Annotated in this window: 13 protein-coding genes; 10 read left to right on the forward strand and 3 right to left on the reverse strand. The window is 44.0% G+C overall.

Features of this window, described 5'->3' with window-relative positions:
* The first annotated feature begins 14 nt into the window (after positions 1–14).
* The 8 genes from ABWT76_RS23695 (at position 15) to recJ (ending at position 12,630) form a co-directional block, all read left to right on the forward strand.
* Positions 15–650, forward strand: coding sequence for a hypothetical protein (locus tag ABWT76_RS23695; protein ID WP_054464243.1), 636 nt, complete (start codon positions 15–17; stop codon positions 648–650).
* Positions 651–818: 168 nt separating this feature from the next.
* The gene (locus tag ABWT76_RS23700) at positions 819–2,372 is read left to right on the forward strand and encodes a GH3 auxin-responsive promoter family protein (protein ID WP_156331446.1); all 1,554 of its coding nucleotides are present in this window, start codon (positions 819–821) and stop codon (positions 2,370–2,372) included.
* A 19-nt stretch (positions 2,373–2,391) separates the two neighbouring features.
* A complete protein-coding gene (locus ABWT76_RS23705; protein WP_054464241.1) occupies positions 2,392–3,498 on the forward strand; it encodes a hypothetical protein in 1,107 nt (368 codons plus the stop codon).
* A gap of 96 nt (positions 3,499–3,594) precedes the next feature.
* Positions 3,595–6,447: an FG-GAP-like repeat-containing protein gene (locus tag ABWT76_RS23710; protein WP_190879949.1), complete on the forward strand. Its 2,853-nt coding sequence runs from the start codon at positions 3,595–3,597 to the stop codon at positions 6,445–6,447.
* Positions 6,448–6,468: 21 nt separating this feature from the next.
* Positions 6,469–7,401: a fatty acid desaturase gene (locus ABWT76_RS23715; protein ID WP_054464240.1), complete on the forward strand. Its 933-nt coding sequence runs from the start codon at positions 6,469–6,471 to the stop codon at positions 7,399–7,401.
* Between the two features lie 12 nt (positions 7,402–7,413).
* The gene (locus ABWT76_RS23720; protein WP_054464239.1) at positions 7,414–8,700 is read left to right on the forward strand and encodes a glycosyltransferase; all 1,287 of its coding nucleotides are present in this window, start codon (positions 7,414–7,416) and stop codon (positions 8,698–8,700) included.
* 294 nt (positions 8,701–8,994) lie between these two features.
* Complete coding sequence (locus ABWT76_RS23725) at positions 8,995–9,492, forward strand: peroxiredoxin (RefSeq protein ID WP_322096580.1); 498 nt, start codon at positions 8,995–8,997, stop codon at positions 9,490–9,492.
* 702 nt (positions 9,493–10,194) lie between these two features.
* Positions 10,195–12,630 (forward strand): single-stranded-DNA-specific exonuclease RecJ, encoded by a 2,436-nt coding sequence (gene recJ / locus ABWT76_RS23730; protein WP_082348690.1) that lies wholly within the window; start codon positions 10,195–10,197, stop codon positions 12,628–12,630.
* Positions 12,631–12,937: 307 nt separating this feature from the next.
* Here recJ and psb30 read toward each other — a convergent pair whose 3' ends face one another.
* The 3 genes from psb30 to ABWT76_RS23745 form a co-directional block, all read right to left on the reverse strand.
* A complete protein-coding gene (psb30, locus tag ABWT76_RS23735; RefSeq protein WP_054464235.1) occupies positions 12,938–13,069 on the reverse strand; it encodes a photosystem II reaction center protein Ycf12/Psb30 in 132 nt (43 codons plus the stop codon).
* A 480-nt stretch (positions 13,070–13,549) separates the two neighbouring features.
* On the reverse strand, positions 13,550–14,119 hold the full coding sequence (locus ABWT76_RS23740; protein WP_354635036.1) for a hypothetical protein: 570 nt from the start codon (positions 14,117–14,119) through the stop codon (positions 13,550–13,552).
* Positions 14,120–14,384: 265 nt separating this feature from the next.
* The gene (locus ABWT76_RS23745; RefSeq protein ID WP_054464233.1) at positions 14,385–15,764 is read right to left on the reverse strand and encodes a cytochrome P450; all 1,380 of its coding nucleotides are present in this window, start codon (positions 15,762–15,764) and stop codon (positions 14,385–14,387) included.
* Positions 15,765–15,978: 214 nt separating this feature from the next.
* Here ABWT76_RS23745 and ABWT76_RS23750 point away from each other — a divergent pair, with 214 nt between their 5' ends.
* Together ABWT76_RS23750 and ABWT76_RS23755 are read left to right on the forward strand one after the other, a co-directional pair.
* Entirely contained in the window at positions 15,979–16,578 is a 600-nt protein-coding gene (locus ABWT76_RS23750; protein ID WP_054464232.1) for an alpha-ketoglutarate-dependent dioxygenase AlkB, read from the forward strand.
* A gap of 556 nt (positions 16,579–17,134) precedes the next feature.
* Complete coding sequence (locus ABWT76_RS23755) at positions 17,135–18,172, forward strand: diguanylate cyclase domain-containing protein (RefSeq protein WP_082348689.1); 1,038 nt, start codon at positions 17,135–17,137, stop codon at positions 18,170–18,172.
* Positions 18,173–18,233 lie beyond the last annotated feature (61 nt).

Genomic DNA, 18,233 nt, shown 5'->3' on the forward strand with positions numbered 1-18,233 from the left:
CCCTGGACTATACCATGCAAAATTCTGTTCAAATCGCACCACCTACCTCGGCTTTAAAATTAGCGTATTGGTTAATTGTGGCTAGTTTAATCGCTACTGGTTGTGCCTTTTATTATTGGCAAAATTCAGGACAAGCAATCGGAGGATCCATAGCCCTGCCCAAGCTATTTTGGTTAGCTTATGCCTTATGGTTTTGGTATTTCTTGCCCCTGTTAATAGTCGCCGACCAGCGCATTTGCCCGAAAATCAGGCAAAATTACTGGATATTTTGGGTCAATATGGCCTTGCGGGCGATCGCCGAGTTGTGGATGATGTATATCAGCAAAACTTGGCATCCCTATTGGGGGATTAGTCACGATATTTTTAGCGCTATCCTGATTGGGATATTAGGACTAAAGGTAGATTCCAATATGCCTTTAGATCGTCAGGTAAGATTCAATTTTAAAATCATGGGGGTGATGTTTTTGTTAGAAACACTTTTTGCTACCTATATGCTCCTGCGGGTGGCTTCCACCGATGGCAGCCCAGTTTACTTTGTCCCAGGAAGTTCACAACATTTAGTGATTATGGCAATTACTTGGACAGCAGTGATTATTTTAAGCATTCAACAAATCTTATTTTACCAAAAATGGGCTGAAAAATCACCATAAAAATCATCGGCTATCGGGATTACGCCGACGGCAGCCAGAAGCCCGGTTTATCAGTAAATTTTTCCCTTTTGCTGCCAAATTTTTTTCGATCGACCGGGTTTCTGACGCCTAAACAGAGAAAATTTCCTCAACATTAAACAATTAATTGGCAACCGGAGAAATCAGATTGTGTATCCTTGGGCATTGATGCAAAATACCGTTAGCCCTTATCTGCAAGAATATTTGGCAGCATTGCCAAATAGTTGCACCGTGCAACAACAACGGCTAAAAGAGATTGTATTAGGGAACAGTGAAAGTATTTTTGGTCAAAAATTTAAGTTTTCAGCCATTCGCAGTTATCGGGAATATTGCGATTTAGTTCCCGTGCAAACTTATGAAGATTTAGCACCCTATATTCAAAAAATAGCCGAGGGAGAAAACCGCGTGCTGACTTCCGATCCAGTGGTAGCTTTTGAAATCACCGGAGGCAGCACAGGAGGAGCCAAATTAATTCCTTATACTGAGGCTGGTTTAACTGCTTTTCGGCAGGCAATATTTCCCTGGTTAGCAGACTTGTTGCAACACCGTCCGGGAATTAAAAAAGGGCGGACTTATTGGGCAATTAGTCCGGCAATGCGCCATATTACCAAAACAGCGGGCGGAATTCCTGTGGGGATGCCCAATGATGCGGCTTATTTTGGCGATTCTGTGGCCGCTTACCTGGTTCAAGTGTTAGCAGTCCCCACTGATTTCGGCTTGATTTCTGATTTGGATGAATGGCGTTACTTAACCGCATTATTTTTATTGGCGGCGGAAGACTTAACCTTAATTTCGGTTTGGAGTCCCACCTTTTTGTTGCAGATTATTGAAGAGATCAAAAATCATCGCGATCGCCTAATTGATGATATTGCCAGAGGCACGGGGAGTTTGCCACCGCAGCCGGTGAGAGCAAAGTTACTCAAACTCGCTCTTTCTAAATCTCAGCCCGACACCGAGCAAATTTGGCCGCACCTAGATACGATTAGCTGTTGGAAAGATGCCGCTGCTCAAGCATTTATCCCGCAACTGCAAACCGTTTTTCCCCAGGCTTGGATTCAGGGCAAAGGGTTGCTGGCCACTGAGGGGGTTGTGACATTTCCCCTCACGGATTGTTCCCACCCTATTTTAGCCATAAACAGTAATTTTTATGAATTTATCGACGAGCGCAACAATCCCTATTTAAGCCATGAATTAAACACAGGTCATAGCTACAAAGTTGCGCTCACAACACCTTCAGGACTCTACCGTTACGACACAGGCGATCGCATCATCGTGCGGGGCTGGCATCAGCAAACACCGCTATTAGAATTTGTCGGACGGACTGGGTTAGTCAGCGACTTATGTGGAGAAAAGCTGACAGAAGAATTTGTGCTAAATCAGTTAAAAAATATGCCCGGTTTTGCCATGTTAGCTCCATCCCTAGAACTCAAACCCCATTATGCTTTATTTCTGGATAAAAAAGACTGCGATCAGGCAACCGCAATCTCTATCAGTCAGAAATTAGATCGCGCCTTCAGAAGTAACCCTCAATACCAATATGCTCGCGACTTGGGGCAGTTGGGTGCAATTACCGCTTATCGAGTCAAAAATCCCTTAGAGAAATATCTTAATTATGCCTTAAAACAAGGGCAAAGACTGGGAGATATTAAGCCACCAGCTTTAAGGGGAGAAACCGGTTGGGAACAAAGATTTGAAGTATTTTAATTAGGGGAGTTAGCATCAGATGAGTCAATTTGAATTTGGTCTAGCGACCTTAGAAGATGAACCTCAACTCCGGGAGCGGATGGCAGAAAATTGGATGCAGGGCAATATCTCTGTCAGTTTCCGAAGAGAACCGAATTATTTTGCCGGTTGCCAAGTACAAGGATCATCTTTTCAAGTGATAAAATGCCAGGAAAAATCAACCGGAAAAATAATCAGCTTAGGCAGCCGATTAATCAAACCGTCTTGGATTAACGGGCGGCTGCAAAAAATCGGATATTTGGCTGATTTGCGCCTCCATCAAGACTATCGCAATGGGACGATTTTAGCGCGAGGATATCGCTTTTTGCGTCAGCTACATAAAGCTGCCCCAGTTCCCCTATATTATTCCCTGATTCTTGATGGCAATCGGGCTGCTTTAAACAATTTAATTGGCGGCAGAGCCGGTTTGCCCCAATATCAAGATATGGGTTTAATTCTGACCCCAGCCATTCATTTAGATTTGCCCAAACCAGAAATTAAAGTTACTGGGGTTAATTTTACCCGGGCAAAGAATCACCAACTTGCGGATATTTTAAGGTTTGTACAGCAATGCCATGCTCAAAAGCAATTTGCTCCTTACTATTCCCTGGAAGATTTTCACAGTTCTCGGTTACGGGGGCTAACAGCAGAAGATTTTTACCTAGCCATTAAAGATCACCGAATTGTCGGTGTAGTAGCCGCTTGGAATCAGCGTAGTTTTCGGCAAACCTATATCGAAGCCTACAGCCGTAAAATGGCAATCATTCGCCCATGTTATAATTTATTAGCGCAGCTTACACCCCTGAAGCCCCTGCCGCACCCAGGTGCGGAAATACCTTATTTTTATTTGGCATTTGTGGCCATAGAAGATCACAACCCAGAGATTTTTCGCGGCTTGCTGCGGATGTTATACTGTGACCGGGCGAAGAGTGAAAGTCATTATTTTATCGCGGGCTTGCACGAGAGTGATCCCCTCGGCTCAATTCTGGGGGAATATCGCAGAATTGAAGCGGCTGGCCGATTGTTTGTAATTTATTATTCAGATGGTGAATCTTGGTTTAATCAGCTAGATGGTAGAGTTCCTTATGTGGAGATTGGCACGGTGTGATTTACTGTTCTTCATAATTGCTATAAGAGCAAATTTTTTGTTTTACAGTCATAGAGAAATTTAGCGTTTTATTGATGAATTGAGAACTCAAAATTTATGACCATATCATCAAAAGTTAATCAATCATTACTTTTAGATAAATTCCAGCAGATTCAATGGGATCGCTGGCCGACAAAATCCGATCCAAGATGGAGAATTTTTGGAATTTTAGCCGTTTATTTGTTATTAGGGCTGACTGTTCTCGGATTTAATCGCTCTCCCGGCCAAATTTTACTCATGGTGGGTTCAGCTTGCGGGTTAGATATGCTGTTTCATTGGCTGTTTCGGGGGTCAACCTTACTGTTTCCTCTCAGTGCTGCCATTACCGGATGTTCTCTGAGCATTTTAACCAACTTTTCTCACGGGATGTGGCTGCCCTTGGTGCCAGTTTTTTTTGCCATTTCTTCTAAATACCTCGTGACTTTTCAAGGGCGTCACGTTTTTAACCCCGCCTTATTTGGCATTACAGTCAGTCTGCTGTTTTCCCAAGGGGCGATCGCCGCATCTCCCGCTTACCAATGGGGCGGTTCCCTGGCAATCCTGCTATTTATTATCACTGCGGCGCTGTTATTATTTGCCTTCAAAATTCAACGAACGGCACTGATTGTGTCCTTTCTGGGATTTTACGCCATTCAGTTAGGCTTGCGTGCCTATTTGATGCGGGATATCATTCCGCCAGAAACTATTATCACGGGAACTCTCACAGCCCCTTCCTTTTACCTGTTTGTATTTTTTATGATCACCGATCCAGCGACATCCCCCCGCACCGTCAAAGGGCAAATCTGGATGTCTCTGCTTGTGGTTGTGATTGATTTATTGTTGCATAAATATGAAAGCTTTTCCACTTTCTTTTTTGCTGGATTTATTTATTTCGCCGGTCGCTTGATTTGGAATTGGTGCGGGGAAATTTGGCAAGGAGTTCGGCAGGGAAACCAACCTAGTACGCAGGTTTTATTCCAAGCACTTTACCGCTGGGGGGCGATCGCTTCCATTGGCGTCAGCGGAGTTGCAGCCTATCAAAATTTGCTTTCAGCCAACGTCAAAATTCAGCCGGATTTTTCCCTGACGAATATAACCGCTGCTGATGCGGGAATTACCACCCATTCTAGCCAGATATTAGAGCAAGTCGATCCGCGAATGCAAACTGTAGGCAAATGGCTGCTATCTGTGGGGGACGCGGTTGCGGTTGCTGATGCTAATCAAGATGGATTACAGGATATTTTCTTAACTTACCCACTCAAAGATCAGGGCGATCGCGCCGCTTTGTATCTAAACAAAGGTAACTTCCAATTTGAGAGATTTCCCATCCCTGCCTTAGCTGAATTAGCGGCACATCCAGACTCGGAAGGATTGGCTTCAGGAGCGCTTTGGTTTGATTTTGACAATGATCGTGATGCGGATTTGCTATTGCTAGTAGGTTATGGGAAAACCAGGCTCTTGCAAAATCGTTTAATTGAGGATGGAAAATTAAATTTTGCTGACATTGGTAAAGCAGCGGGAATTGATGAATATACTATCAGCTTGACTGCCAATACCCTTGATTTTAATCAAGATGGAAAATTAGATTTAATGATTGGCAATGCCATAAATCCCTACCTACCCAATTATGAAAATACCACTCCGTTTAATATCTTTGACCTCCCCGAACCTGAATATCCGAGCGATCGGCGAATGTTCAATGTGATGCACCGAAGTTGGCATAACGCCAATAATGGGGGCGAAAATTTGTTTTATGTAAATTCAGCCCAGGGATTTGAGAAACAGGATATTGCTGGATTAGGTTTAGCCGGAAACCGCTGGACAATTGATATCGGCACCGGCGATTTAAACGGCGACAATTGGACAGATTTATATTTGGCTAATGATTTTGGCCCAGATGAGCTTTTTTTGAACCAGCAAGGTGAAAAATTTACCCCCGTGCGCGGATTTCTGGTGGGAGCAATTGGTCACGATACCTATAAAGGGATGAATGCTTCCCTGGGAGATATCGATAATAACGGAACTCTCGATATTTATGTTTCCAATGTTCACCATAAACTACAAGCAGAAGGTAGTTTGCTATGGTTAAATCAGGGAAATGTAGATGCGGTAGGCTCAAAGGCATTTAAAGACAGTGCGCTGAAGTTGAATGCCTTAAATGAAAATCGATTTGGTTGGGGAGGAGCAATGGGAGATTTAGACCGAGATGGTCATTTAGATATCCTGCAAGCAAATGGCATGGTTGATGACAGCTACGACCGGCATTTAGGCAGCGGCGAAAAAATCAAACCGGGTGCTATTTTTCCGGCACCGGAATTTCTCAGCAGTTCCAGTCGTAATAGTTGCCCTGATTATTGGTACTGGAACGCCCAAATTGCTCTAACTAAACCAGACGTTCACGGTTACGCCGATCGCTGGGCTGACTTGCGCGGTCGCTGTATTTTTCCCTACGAACAAAACCGCGTTTACCTGAACTCAGGAAAACAGTTTATTGATGTAGCCAACCAAGTGGGATGGACAGAAAAAAGTAACTCGCGGGGAATTGCCCTAGCTGATTTAGATAATGACGGAGATTTGGATGTTTTGGTGACTCACCAATTTGCCCCAGTTTCTATTTATCGCAATGACTCTGTGCCTAAATCATGGTTAGGTTTAGACTTAAAAGGAAATGGCAAAACCTGCAACCGCGACGCAATTGGTACGCAAGTTACTGTTGAGTCAGAAACAGGCATTCAGCGGCGAGAAGTTCAATCATCCAACGGTTTTTCAGCCCAGGGAGACCAGCGGTTGCTGTTCGGATTTGGGCAAATTCAGCCAAATAATCATGGCAGCAATGATCTCAGCACTAACGTCAAAATTTACTGGTGCGGTCAGACCGAACCTGAAGTGTTTAATTTACCCTTAAACCACTATTATCAAATTTCTCAATAATCATAATTTACTCCTAAAATTATGGCAAATCATCTACTGTCTCATCCTAAACCTAATGAAATTACTCCGCCATATCGAATTAACATTGCTCTAACTTTTCTCATTATTGGTGTGGGTATTTTTTTACAATGGTTAGCATCTCATGTTAGTAACTGGCCAACTACAATCGCGATCGCCATTGCCTTTTCCTTCTTATTTTTACCGCTTTACTCGCTGCTCCATGAAGCCGAACACCGTATATTCCATCCCCACCCGATAATTAATGACATATTTGGCTTCCTGTTAGCAGCATTTTTCCCCGGTTCTTTTACCTTTCTCCGCGCCTGTCATTTGGGACACCACCAACGCAACCGCACCGATGCAGAAATGTTTGACCTGTATTATCCCACTGATAATTTATTAGGCAAACGCATTTACTTCTATGCCCTTTATACAGGAATGTTTTGGCTGTCTGTTCCTGTATCAATGATTATATTGCTATTATTTCCCGGACTCTTGCGAACGTCATTATTGCGAGATGCCCCTTCAGTTTCCGCAATGGTTAGCGGAATTCCCACCCGGTATTTACTACGCATCCGACTGGAATGTTTGGCTGTAATTTTGATTCACTTGACCCTCTTTTTCGCCTTCAATTTCAAACTATGGCCTTACTTACTTCTCTATAGTTTTTACGGCTTGAATTGGTCGTCTCAACAGTATCTCCCCCATGCCGGTTCACCGCGCCACGTCCTCAACGGCGCACACAATCTTTTGGCACACCCGCTTTACAGCGCTTGGATGCTGAATTTTAACTGGCATTTAGCACATCATCAACATCCTAATGTACCTTGGATTTACCTGCCCCAATTTGACGATCCAATTCGAGACCGACCGGGTTATCTGAGCGCATTTATTCGCTTTTGGCGAGGGCCGCAGCCAGTAGCAGAAATAACCACTCAGAATCAAACAGATTAATCACCGATTTATATGACACATTTTGGCTTACTTTGCCCCCCAGTAACCAGTCATCTTAAGGCTATGACTGCATTAGGTTGGGAACTGAAACAGCGGGGGCATTCTGTCACCTTATTTGCCATGGCAGTAGCTCAACCTTTTGCTTTGATAGCTGGCTTAAACTTTTGGGAAATTGGCACAGAAGAAATTGGCCAGGAAAGTCTGAAAAATTCTCTAGCAAAATTGGGAGAATTAACCGGGATAGCTGCCGCTATCTTTACTATAAATTTGCGCTTGTGGGAAGTAAAATTAATTCTCACAGAAGCACCAGCAGCAATTAAGGCAGCCGGTATAGATGTATTATTAATTGACCAATTTACGGCGGCTGGCAGTACCGTTGCCGAATTGCTCCAGATTCCTTTTATTACTGTTTGTAATGCTTTGCCAATGAATCAAGAAAGGGGAATTCCTCCCAGTTTTACCCCTTGGGACGATGTTGCATCCGCAACGCTTCGCGAACAGTCGGCTTGGTGGGCGCATCTCCGCAACGACCTGGGTTATTTTCTCTTTAATTATTTCTGGCAGCCAATTAAGCGGGCATTGAATGATTATCGCCAACAGTGGCATTTACCCCTTTATACTCATCCTGATGATGCTAACTCAAAAATTTTACAACTGAGCCAATCATTGGCTGAGTTTGAATTTTCCTGGCAGCATTTGCCCCCCTATTTTCATTTTACGGGTCTTTATCAAGCCCCGATAAATTATGATCCGGGGGTATCTTTTCCTTGGGAAAGGTTAACGGGTCAACCTCTGGTTTATTGCTCGATGGGAACATTACAAAATCGTTTTTTGTCTGTTTTTGAGCTTGTGGCCGCCGCTTGTGAAAAATTAGATGTTCAGTTGGTGATTTCTTTAGGGGGCGGTGGAACACCAGAATCTTTGCCAAAATTGCCCGGTTCTCCTTTGGTTTTCGGCTATGTGCCTCAAGGGGAATTGCTAAAAAAAACTGCCATGACCGTGACTCATGGCGGTTTGAATACTACCTTAGAATCTTTAAATGAAGGCGTTCCCCTGTTAGCAATTCCCATTACTAACGATCAGCCCGGAGTGGGGGCGCGTCTGGTTCGTAGTGGCGCTGGAGAGATGATATCTCTGTCTCAGTTGAGGGTTTCTCCCTTGAAAAATGTGATGCAAAAAGTTTTAACTGAAAGTCAATATATAAATAATGCAGTACGCTTACAAAAAGCAATTCACGACGCCGGAGGATCTAGTCGAGCCGCCGATTTGATTTTACAAGCGATTCGCCCTCCGCGATAGCTTCGCTTCACGCCCGGTTTCAGAGCATCTTGGTCTTTAAGGCGGCAACCTCATCACCAGATAGCTTTTGCCGGATGTTAAATGATTTCAAACTATGATGGCTCAGATCCGCTGCCAATCCGCTGCCAATCCGCTGCTAATCCGTTGCCAATCCGCTGCTAATCCGTTGCCAATCCGCTGCTAATCTCCGACACTTACTGTAAACTTATGTAAAGTTACTCTCAGAATTTATCAATCAATATGCTCTCATATCGCAAAATACTGACCACATTGCTGGTCAGTTGCCTTACCCTGATGGTATGGTTAAACTTTGTCCCTGCGGCGGCAGCCCTCGGTGGAACACAACCGACTATTGGCGAACCGGCGCCCGCATTCACCCTACCCACGAATAGCGGTGATGGGGAAATTTCTCTCAGGGACTATCGGGGTCAGTGGTTGGTTGTCTATTTTTACCCCAAAGATTTCACCTCTGGCTGCACTCTTGAAGCCCGAAAGTTTCAACAAGACTTGCCGAAATATATCGAAATAAATACCCAAATTTTGGGGATTAGCGCCGATGATGTAGACTCTCATGCGAAATTTTGCGATGCGGAAGGTTTAAAATTTCCGTTGTTAGCAGATACCGATGGGGCAGTTAGTAAAGCTTACGGTTCTTGGTTGTCCCCTTATTCTTTACGTCACACTTATATTATTGACCCCAATGGCATTTTGCGGGAGAAATTTTTAGGGGTCAGACCGCCGATTCACAGTCAAGAAGTTTTGGATCGTTTGGATGAGTTACAAGTTTTGTAATTCTTAACTTGAATCCAGCAAGTGTAGGGGTGATTCGCGAATTACCCTCTTTGTATAGCCTTTTGATTTCAAATGTAGAGAAAGGGTTTCACCCCAGCGAAAAGTCCCTCACCAGTGATTCCGGGACTGTTCGCTGGTTTTTTTATCCTGCGAAGAATTGGATCTTGGGTGTTATTCCGGTCAAGATTGGTATATTAAATAGTTATTTACTGAAATTTTGTTAATTTTGTTTAATATTGTTTTAAACCGATTCACAAAAAATCAAGCAATGTAAGCATTTGTCACCAATATAATGTTAATTTTTATATCTAACCAACCTGCCGAGCCGGTTGGCGATCCGGAACGCCAATGAAAAATTCAGTGAAGCTTAAGGTTTTATGCTTAATTTTATTTTGGAGTTTATGGGAAATACCCGCAGGATTAATTAATGTTAAAAAAAACAAAAGAAACGATCATTTTTTAAAAAATCATATAAGATACATCTGATCGTGACAAGATTACTGATTTTATCCCGAAAAAAAGATCGCGGGTCGATCGCGCAGCGTCCCGGAAAGAATCGCGGCATCAGAATGAGAATTCACAATTCTGTTTGTTCGGTTTTGAAGGGTCGCTTCTATTCTAACTGGGGAAAAGCCAAACATATCTGGTAGTTTCCATTGCTGCAACTGTTAAAAGATTTAAGTTATTTAAGAAATCCGATTAATGATGTCAAAACTCATAGAGCAAAAACAATTGTCGAAAAAACGTTTACCCAATCATCGCTGGCAAATTTACTCAGAAAACCCGCATTTAGCCAGAGAATTGGCAAAAACGACGAATTTACCCCCTGTGTTGGCACAGGTGTTAATTAATCGAGGGATAGAAACCCCAGAAGGCGCTGAAGAATTTATTAATCCAGATTCTCTGGTGTTGCCGCCACCGATCGCCGAATTTCCTGATTTAGCCAAGTCGGTGGATTTGTTGCATTGCAGCATCGCCTCTGGGCAAAAAATCGCCATTTGCGGGGACTATGATGCCGATGGCATGACCAGCACTGCTTTACTGCTGCGGGCATTGCGGAGTCTGGGGGCTAGGGTGGATTACGCCATTCCCAGTCGGATGAAAGACGGCTATGGGATTAATGTGCGGATTGTGGAAGAGTTCTACCAGGAAGGTGTGAGCCTAATTTTGACCGTGGATAACGGCATTTCGGCGGTAGAACCTGTCAAACGCGCCCGGGAATTGGGCTTAGATGTGATCGTCACCGATCACCACGAAGTCCCCAAAGAAATTCCCCCCGCTACGGCAATTCTCAACCCCAAACTGATTAGAGAAGAGTCTCCTTATCGCGGGGTCGCGGGGGTGGGCGTGGCCTATATTTTAGCCGTGTCTTTGGCGCAAGCAATGGGAAAAGCCCAACCGCTGATTAAACCCATGCGGGAGTTGCTAACTCTGGGGACGATCGCGGACTTAGCGCCCTTGACCGGGGTCAACCGTCGCTGGGTGAAGTGGGGGTTACGACAATTACCCAAGTCTGAGTTAGCGGGAATCCAAGCCTTAATCCAAGTTTCTGGGGCTGATGGCAATGGGGCTGGATCGAAAGCGATGAAACCCGATGAAATTGGCTTTCGCCTTGGCCCGCGCATTAATGCGATCGGACGCATTGGCGATCCGCAAATCATCATTGAACTGCTGACCACGGATGATATGGCTGTGGCCCTGGAACGGGCGATGCAATGTGAGGCGATTAATCAGACGCGGCAGCAAATGTGTCAGGATATCGAATTTGAGGCGATCGCCCTGATAGAAGAACAGCAAATTGACTTAAAGCGCGACCGTGTATTGGTGTTGCTGCAACCGGCTTGGTGTGAAAAACCCTTATGGCATCATGGGGTGATTGGCATTGTGGCTTCTCGCTTAGTCGAACGCTACGGAGTGCCGGTGTTTATCTGCACCTATGAAGACTCAGAACGCAAGCAGGTTCGCGGGTCTGCCAGAGGTATTCCCGAATTTGATGTTTTTGAAGCCTTACAATTTTGTCACAATCTGCTCCATAAATATGGCGGTCATCGGGCAGCGGGGGGTTTTTCCCTGGCCGCCAAATTGGTGCCGGATTTTCACGCTTGCCTGCGGATGTTTGCCAACCGTTGCTTAGACCTGAATCACTTGAAGCCTTTGATAGAAATTGATTCCCGCTTGGACTTTGAGCAAATTAATTTAGACTTGTATCGGCAGATCGACGCCTTAGAACCTTGCGGAATTGAAAACCCCGCCCCGGTCTTTTGGACTCCCAACGTCCAAGTCCTAGAGCAAAGAATAGTCGGCAAAGGACATATTAAGCTGACTTTAACCACGGAACAGTCATATGGTGAGATGAAGGCGATCGCCTGGCGATGGGGAGATTATTTTCCCTTGCCCCCAGTCGTGGATGTGGCTTATAAACTTAAAGAAAATACCTGGAATGGTCAGACCAACGTTGAGATCGAACTGATTAGTGTGCGCTGCCGCGAAGCGGATCCGTCCAGACAATCGCCCCAAGAGTTAACCCCATTTACCACGGAATCTCCTAGTTTACCCAAGGGAGCAACTTCTGCACCGTATTCGTTAAAGATTTTGGATCCCAAACCGCCGTCCGTTGGCATACAACCTTCCTGGTTAACCGGACAGGTGATCGAGCATTTATTGCCCAAACTACAAGGCAAAATTTTATGGTATGGGGCGAATAAACCAGAGATTCCCCCAGAAGTAATTGCCGCATCTGGCAATCGTTGTCAGATTATCTGCGATCGCCCCACGGAAATTTGTGAGAGTTTCCTCTTCTGGACTTTACCCCCTTCTGGCAGCCATCTCTTATGGCTCCTCGCCAAAGGGAAACCCTGTTACGTCTATATATATAACCATGTCCCCCAGTTGCCTACCGCCGATCAACTGCGATCGCGCTTGCAAGCATACATCCAAGAATTTCCCCATGAACCCCTCAACCTCCTGCAAATTGGGCAACGGTGGTGGGTTGCCCCCAGCACCCTCATCGCCACCTTGCGAGAATTAGGTCATCCTTGTCCCGACTTTGCCAAAACCGGCAGCCTCGAACAAGAGCTCGAACGGCTACGTCGTTGGTATCGGTTCACTCCTGCCAAATTAGCCCAAATTGCTTGGTAATGGTTTTGGTAATGGGTTTGGTAATGACTTACTGGGGATGCAACAGAATTCACTGTAAGGGCGAAGCATTCCCATAAAAATTCCCGCAGATAATTTATAAATTATCTGCGGGAATGCTTCGCCCTGGCGAAGCATTCCCGTAAACAATTCACGCTTCTCCTTCCAATTATCTGCGGGAATGCTTCGCCCCTACCGAGGGGAAAAACGCTGTAAGTCCCGATCGGTTTTTTTGCTACGAAAAAGCCCGAACCAGTCGGGCAAAAAATAACATCAACTTCAGGCGATCGGGCGATCGAGCGATCGCCACTTACATATCGCCACCGCGAAGCGCCAGCAAGAAAATCACAATCGGGCCAGAAAGCATAATCATAGCCACCAAAGTCAACTGAGCAATCACCTCGTAATTCAGGTTGCCGAAAAAATCAAAGATAGCGTCCATGTTGCCTCCACAATAAATCCAAATAATTCCAAATAATATAGGGGAATGGATAGACAAATGCAAATTTGATCTCAACCGGAAGCAGCGTCTCTGTTTCTCCTTGCCCGGTTGACCCTGGAAAGTCGCCACAGGGAAAGACTGCCTCTTGATGATTTCACAGGGTGCATAAGGGTGAATTGAATCATCCGCATAATGATTTTATCCGCCTAAAGCTCATTTTTTTTAAACAAGTTTACAAAAATATAAGAAATGCAATACAAAATTCTCAGACATTCGCTTCAAATCATCACTCAATCGTTTTTGAGTGATAAATTATTCCTGCTAAAACATCTCTAGACTTCTTGCTTTCCCACGCTAAAAAACCGATGGCAAGTCCCGAAAGTCCCGAAAGTCCTGAAAGCCTCCACCCCCCCGTCGCCCTCCCTTTGAAGGGGGGTTGGGGGGATCCACTGCGAAACGGTATTTTGTCCGGACTGTCTATTAGCGTAAATTAAACGAATTAACAAACTGGTTGACTTGATTCGGTTGTTCAGAAACCCCGAACAAGAAATAAACTCTTTCCTGGACTAAATACAAGCGCAGAACTAAAGCTGCCTCTGCCTCATTAATCCGATATTCTAGACCGGGATGACCTTTTAAATTAATCGATTGCTCCACTTCCTTTAACCCTTCCAACTGGGTAGAAATTAGGAATAGAGCGCTCATATAATCCAACACTGCCGCCGAATTCGTTCCCTGCAAATAGTTACGGGGCAAGTCGGTGTAAATTACCCCATAAGCACCCCCATCGTCTTCAAAGGTCATTTCGTTAAAGGTCAGGGTCAATCCTTCGCCAACTTCCTCGGCATTTCTGCTAGAAACTGCTTCACCAGGCATTCTAATCGTGAATCGTTCTGACCCATATTCCCGCCAACCCGTTTGAGCAAGCTGCATCACCTCGGCATTTGTTTGAGGAGCAGCCGTTTCGCTGGCCACCACCGGAAGTGCGGCACCGAAAGCCGTCAACAGGACGTTCAAAAATAAAACAGGGGTGCAAATTTTAAGTTTCATTGGTTTGATTTTCTAGATGATATTTACCGATGTATTAGTCAGGTCAGCGATGAATATACGGCGAACGCGCCGATCGACCCGGGCTTTAAATCAACACGATCGCCGTCGGTCTTGCAGAATGCCCCGGATCTCCTGGGGATGAAACATGATGGGACGATGAAGATTTTCGCTTGGCTCCAGAATCTTATCAAAGTCTTGTTCCTGAATATCCGAGAAACCTAGACGGAGAATCTTTAACCTTTGTGTCCAGCGATCGCAAAAATCACTACGATCTGGTATAGACCAACGGTTTTTCTGTTAACGTGCGATCGCCCACTATCATCATTTTCACCCCGCCAGCAGGCCCAAGAGTTAAAGCGCGGCGTTGGGGCTTTACCGGGCGACTATCTGCTAATTCTAGTTGATATTGTTGCAGAATTGTAGCTAAAACTAACTTCATTTCAAATTCAGCTAATGTTGCCCCAATACAGCGACGCGCCCCTGCCCCAAACGGCATATATTCATAAGGAGAAAATTGACGTTCTAGGAAGCGGTCTGGGTTAAACTTTTTCGGTTCTGGATATAAATCTTCCCGTTGGTGTAACAGATAAATAGAACCCGTGATGACTGCACCGGCTTCTATATGCTTGCCCAACAGTTCTACGGATTCTGTCACCAAACGGGGAAAGGTTAACATTCCTACTGGATAAATTCTTAAAGTTTCTTGGCAAACTGCTGTCAGATAAGGCAGTTTAACCAAGGTCATTGGGTCTGGATTCTGGCCGAGGCTGTCAATTTCTGCTAATAGTTTTTCTTTGACTCCTGGGACTTTGTGAGTCCAGTACAAAGACCAAGCGGCAGCGGTGGCCGTGGTTTCGTGACCGGCTACCAGTAAGGTCATTAATTCATCTCGCAATTCTTCATCACTAATTCCCTGACCATTTTCATCACGAGCGGACAATAATAAACTCAGAATATCCGTGCGATCGCTGTCTCCTTCCTGGCGGCGATCGCGAATTTCCGCGTACAGCAATTCATCAATTTGTTGCTGTTGCCGTTTAATCCGTGAACCCGGACTCCAAGCACCATAATCTTTAGCTAAAAAAGGGAAAAAAATCAAACTGGCATTTAACGGAGAACTTACCGCATTTAATCGTGTAGTCAACAGTTGTTCTAGTTGAGCATAACGCGGGCCTTTATGCAAACCAAAAACCGCCTGCAATATCACTCGCATGGTAATTTTTTGCATAATACTCCGAACCGAAAACGGCTCTCCCAGATGACATTGACTCGTAACTTCTTTGGTTAAATCTCCAATCAGTTGACCATAGGCTTGCATTCGTTCCCCATGAAACGGAGGCAACAATAGCTTACGCCGTTTTTGATGCTTGGGGTTCTCTAATAGAATCACAGAATTGTCCCCTAAAATCGGTCGGAAAAGCTCGTTTAAATACCCTGGAGCCGTAAATTGTTTAGGATTAGTCAAAATTATTTGTAAAGCTTCCGGGTTGCTGAGGAAGATAAAATTTTGACTGCTTGGGCCAACCGCCGATAGGAAAATATCACCATATTTTGCCCTAGTGCGATCCATATAACCGAGTGGATCGCCGATCCATTCAAGTAGCTGGAAAAAACGAGGAGTCTTTGGGCCGTCCGGTAATGTCATGGTAATTATGGGGTAATTATGGGTTTGCAAAAGTTTGTTTATTCATTATTCTAATCATAGATGGTAATTTTGGGAAATTTACTTGGGAATTCACGGCGGAGGATTCACCCTGGGCAAGTCAGAAAATATTGTAGCCATAACTCCACAACACATTATGTCTAAAATTTGCTATGATATAGCGATCGCTGAAAAAAAATCTAAATTTGCCTGAAATATGCCTCATCTAAATTCAAATATTATTGGCCAAAAGCTAGAACTTTATAACGCTGAAGTTATCTTCTATCCTCGCCTATTTCACCAGCCCGAAAGTCACCAACTGTTCACTGATTTATTAAATCAGATTTCCTGGAAACACGAACCCATTAAAATTTTTGGAAAATCGGTGCTTCAGCCTCGGTTAACCGCTTATTATGGAACTAAAGCTTATACCTACTCTGGCGTCACCATGCAGCCCTTGCCTTGGAATGCCCCGTTATTACAAATCAAAGAAAAAATCGAGCCTTTAGTTAATACGCAATTTAATGGAGTTTTGCTGAATTTATATCGCGATGGTCAAGATTATATGGGCTGGCATAGTGATGATGAAAAAGAATTAGTCAAAGGGGGGGCGATCGCTTCTCTGAGTTTAGGAGAAACCAGGCGTTTTATCTTTAGGCGGAAGGATAATCATCAAATTAAATTTGAACTTAAATTAGCAGATGGTGATTTTTTGGTAATGGGAGGTGATACCCAAAAGTTTTGGCAGCATTATGTGCCGAAAAGCCCGAAAGTCACTCATCCCAGAATTAATCTCACTTTTCGGATGCTGGCATAATTTTAATCCAGTTAATCAAGTTAATCAAGTTAATCAATATACCCAATTATTTAGGTATTTCTATCTCATCTATCTGAAAATAATCTGGCATAAATTCCCAGGCCTTTGTGAAAATTGACAATTTATTGCTTGGCATATTTTATAATTAATTATTAATTAAACATTGATTAACGTTAAGTTAAAGCTTAATTAAGCTGAATTAAGGTAAATTAAGCTTAATTCAGGTTAATGGTTACATAACGATCGCTTTTTAAAACAAAAAACTTATCGGTGAGTTAAAATTATTATAAACTGAGTCATAGTGATTATAAATCAATCAGGGGTAAACATGAGCGATCGCCTCTAGGATCCATTAATGGGGCATCGGTGTATTAGAGGGGGCAGAGAGGCAAAAACAGGATTTTTGATAGTTTGATCCAATATTTTTGACTATTGGGTAAAAGGCAAAAAAATTCATTGTTTTCCTTGTTTTCCTTGTTTTCCTTGTTTTTTAATAGAGTTAGTCCCCAAAAAAAGCTGCGGTAAATTGAATAAAATTAAATTTTTTTGAAAAAATATGTTGAACATTGCCACAAATTTACAACCAATTAATACACCAAACTTCCTGAACAATCCGGAGTTTTGGACTCCAGAGTCTACCCTGAAAGAACTGTTATTATACGATGCTCAAGTTCAATGGGACGAACGAGGGCAAGATGTGGAGAAAAAATTTAAAGATGCTCCCTTGTTGCCTGGGGTGATTTTAATGCAGCAGGGTCGGTTAATGGGCATGATTTCTCGACAAAGATTTCTAGAACATCTCAGCAGTCCTTATGGGTTAGAATTATTTTTAAAACGTCCCATTAAAGCCTTATATAATTTTGCTCAAATTGAGTTATTAATTTATCCTAGTTCAACAGCAATTGTCACCGCCGCTACGGACGCGGTGAGGCGATCGCCCGCGATGTTATTAGAGCCAATTATTGTAGAACTTGAACCCCAGGTTTATCGTTTAGTAGATGTGCATCAGTTGCTTTATGCTCAAGGGCAAATTCATCTGATGACGATTAAGTTACTGGAAAAAGCTAACGATCGGTTAAATCGTTTGGCGACATTAGATGGGTTGACACAAGTGGCGAATCGACGACAATTTGATCAACGACTTGAGCAAGAATGGCAGAGATTAACTCGAGAACGTCAACCTTTATCTCTGATTCTTTGCGATATTGACTATTTTAAAGCTTATAATGATACTTATGGCCATTTGGCGGGGGATGATTGTTTACAAAAAGTTGTCGGTGCTGTCCAAAAAGCCGTGCAGCGACCGGCTGATTTAGTGGCTCGTTATGGCGGTGAAGAATTTGCGGTGATTTTACCGAATACGCCCAAGTCTGGGGCAATCAAAGTGGCAGAAAATATCCGCTCCCAAGTCCAAGGATTGCACATTGGCCATACTGGTTCTCAGGTTAGTCTTTGGGTAACGTTGAGTTTAGGGATAGCAACCATGATTCCCACCTCAGAAGAAGTCCCCGCCCGGTTAATTGCCCGGGCTGATATGGCGCTTTATCAGGCGAAAACCCAGGGGCGCGATCGGGCTGTTTTCCATTGTGAGTAAGTGCAAGAATCATGGCCACCCCTGAGTGAGAAACAGTGAGAAACCCGGTTTCTCTGGGTGG

Origin of the sequence: Planktothricoides raciborskii GIHE-MW2 (assembly GCF_040564635.1) — a bacterium.
GTDB classification, from domain to species: domain Bacteria; phylum Cyanobacteriota; class Cyanobacteriia; order Cyanobacteriales; family Laspinemataceae; genus Planktothricoides; species Planktothricoides raciborskii.